This window comes from Bradyrhizobium sp. MI1.4 (assembly GCF_055811315.1).
In genome coordinates this window covers 1-2,786 of the sequence record NZ_JBVVPP010000081.1, presented here as the reverse complement: position 1 = coordinate 2,786, position 2,786 = coordinate 1, and the positions used below count along the sequence as shown (strand labels likewise).

Here is a 2,786-nt window from a genome sequence, read left to right as displayed (position 1 = left end):
TATCTTTTGGGGTTTTTTTGGTCGTTTTTTTGGGGTTTTGGCGCCTAGCCCTCCCCCCCCCCGCGGGCCCCGGCCGGGGGGGGGGGGGGGGGCCCCCCCCCCCCCCCGGCGGCTATTTTGATGTGCCCGCGAGATCGGTGCCGTTCACGATACCCTCGCAGAGGCCGGCGAGCTCATTTCCGAGTTCGGTCAATGCCGGTGAACGGTAGCGCGCGAAGGCCATAGCCGGATCAAGCCATCGCAGTTCGGCTTGACCGTCTGGAAAGCCGATCACGGCGAACTTCAGGGGGGCCTCGAGCAGCGCCGCGCTATCGGCGGTCAGCAGCCGCGACATCAGGCGTGGGTGGAAAAACAGGACCTGACGCGCGGGGCCGATGGCGAAGCCGCCACGACTGAGCAGCATTTGCGGGTCGATCTCGTGCAGGATCCAGAGGTCTGCCGCAATGATTCCCTGCTTCAAGCGGGTGACCACCTCTTCGACGGTCAGCGAAGAGGAGACCGACCGTTGAAACGAGCTTGCGGCCGAACCGCATCCGGAGAAGGCCACAGGTTGCGGTGTTTGCGTCATCGGATCAGCCTTCGCCCGGCTTCGGTGCCCGGCTCGAATCGAACGCTTCGAGCGTCCGTGCCGAGTAGACCAACGACGCCCCCGCACCGATCGCAATCGCCACGCCGAGGGCCTCGGCGAGCTCCTCACGGCTCGCGCCGAAACGTGCGGCGGCGGCGGCGTGAACCGCAATACACCCGTCGCAGCGGGCAGTCACGGCCGCCGCCAGCGCGATCAACTCGCGCGTCTTTCCGTCCAGCTTTCCTGTCTGGGGGCCAGCCGCGCCAAGTTCGCGATAGCCCTTCAGCGTCGCCGGGCTTAGGGCACCAATGTCGCCGATCCGCGCCAGCAAGTCGCTCCGATAGGCGCTCCAATCCATCATCATTGTCTCTCTCCTCGAACGGCGGGTTGTTGCCGAGCTCGAGAGATAGACGTGCAGTCTCGCGGGAGCCATCAGCTATGGGCGTATGGCCGCTATACAGCTTGCCGAAGCGTCAGGCGAATTGACGGAATTCTCCCGCGATGAAGTCCACCACGGCGCGAACCCGCCGGACCTTGCCGGTGTCGCGATGAAATCCCAGCCACAGCTCGCGGCTCGGGACGGGCGCCGGCGTCTTGATCGAACGAAGCGCGGGATAGGCCGAGGCCAGCCGAGTCGGCAAGCAAACCAGCCCCGCGCCGGCGGCGGCCGCAGCGGCCTGACCATCGCGGCTATTGCTGCAGAATCCAACATGTGCCTGCGGCAAATAGCGACGCAGCCACTTCGTCTCCGCAACACTTTCGGCGAGCGCCGCGTTCATCGTAATGAGCGCAGCGTCGGCGCCACCGTCCGAAAAATCGGGCGGTCCCTTTGCCTTGAGATAGGCAGCAGCAGCATAAAGCTCGAACGGAATGCTGGCGATCTTCCGCTGCATCAGTCCGTCCTGCTGGAAGCGCCCGAAGCGCAGGGCGACATCTATCTCCCGCCGCGTGAGGCTCAGGGCCTCGGCGTCAGTAACCAGCTCGACGGTGACGGTCGGATGCGCCGCGCAGAACTTCGCCAGCAAAGGCGAGAGGATCCGTGCCCCGAGCCATTCGGGCGAGGTCACGCGCACCGTTCCGGTCAGTCCAGCGCTGCTGCCAACTGCGATCCGCTGCGCCGCCAGTGCTGCGTCCTCCATCCTCTCGGCATAATCGAGAATCTGCCGTCCGGTGTCGGAGAGCCGAAGGCCGGACGGAAAGCGGTCGAACAGGATCGCACCGAGCTTGCTTTCGAACAGTTCGAGGCGCCGGCTCATTGTCGGTTGCGTGGTGCCCAGCTTTCGTGCGGCACCCGAGAGGCTTTTTTCGCGAGCCAGGTGCAGGAAGTAGCGCAGGTCTTCCCATTCGATCGCAGCCAAGTCTGTCGGCTTCTGAGGCACGGTCGCTCCTGCGTTGCTGCGGGGGTCAGCCGATCGCGAGCGACTGCAGAAACCCAGTCAGATCGTCGGTGACGTGGTCGACATGGGCCGCATCACGGCCCGCCAGTTCCCAATCTTCACGCACCACTTGCTTGGTGCCGTCCGGCACCACGAGTATCGTGGTCATGCCGAGCTCGTGCGGAACGGTGAGGTTGCGGGCGAGGTCCTCGAACATCGCTGCGCGGGTCGGATCGACCGAATGGTCGGCGAGAAACTTCCGGTAGGTCTGTGGCGCCGGCTTCGGCTCGAATTCGGCGGCGATGATGTCGAACACGCCGTCGAAATGCGTGGCAAAGCCGAGTCGCGCCAGCACCGCATCGACATGATCGACCGAGCCGTTGGTCAGGATCAGCTTTCGTCCCGGCAGTTTTGCAATGGCCTCGCCCAGGGCCGGGTTCGGCTCCAGCGGGGAATGGTCGATCTTGTGGACATAGGCGAGATAGTCGTCGGCGCGTACACCATGCAGGGTCATCATGCCACGCATGGTGGTGCCGAAGCGCTGGTAATAATCCTTCTGGATCTTGCGCGCTTCCACCGGTGTCAGATTGAGCCAGTTGCAAACGAACTCGGTGATCCGCGCATCGACCTGCTGCCACAGATTGACGTGGTGCGGATAGAGCGTGTTGTCGAGGTCGAACACCCATGTGTCGATATGGGCAAAGGCGCGGGAGGAGGTCATTTTCACTCTCTATCCGTTGACCGCGGCGGCGCCCCACCCTCAATCGTCGTCCTGGCGAAAGCCAGGAGGTGGATTCACACTCGAAGTGCAACAGTTGAGAGGAGAAGGCCTCTGCCGGGGT

At 64.1% G+C, this 2,786-nt stretch carries 4 protein-coding genes; all 4 read right to left on the bottom strand.

The window, feature by feature from the left end:
- Positions 1-112: 112 nt before the first annotated feature.
- The 4 genes from AC0L23_RS38240 to AC0L23_RS38225 all read right to left on the bottom strand — a co-directional run bounded on the left by AC0L23_RS38240 (position 113) and on the right by AC0L23_RS38225 (position 2,665).
- Positions 113-568 (bottom strand): DUF302 domain-containing protein, encoded by a 456-nt coding sequence (locus tag AC0L23_RS38240; RefSeq protein WP_085351585.1) that lies wholly within the window; start codon positions 566-568, stop codon positions 113-115.
- Positions 569-572: 4 nt separating this feature from the next.
- Positions 573-932, bottom strand: coding sequence for a carboxymuconolactone decarboxylase family protein (locus AC0L23_RS38235; RefSeq protein ID WP_094183287.1), 360 nt, complete (start codon positions 930-932; stop codon positions 573-575).
- 109 nt (positions 933-1,041) lie between these two features.
- Complete coding sequence (locus AC0L23_RS38230; RefSeq protein ID WP_085358784.1) at positions 1,042-1,947, bottom strand: LysR family transcriptional regulator; 906 nt, start codon at positions 1,945-1,947, stop codon at positions 1,042-1,044.
- A gap of 25 nt (positions 1,948-1,972) precedes the next feature.
- Complete coding sequence (locus AC0L23_RS38225) at positions 1,973-2,665, bottom strand: pyrimidine 5'-nucleotidase (protein WP_085351583.1); 693 nt, start codon at positions 2,663-2,665, stop codon at positions 1,973-1,975.
- Positions 2,666-2,786 lie beyond the last annotated feature (121 nt).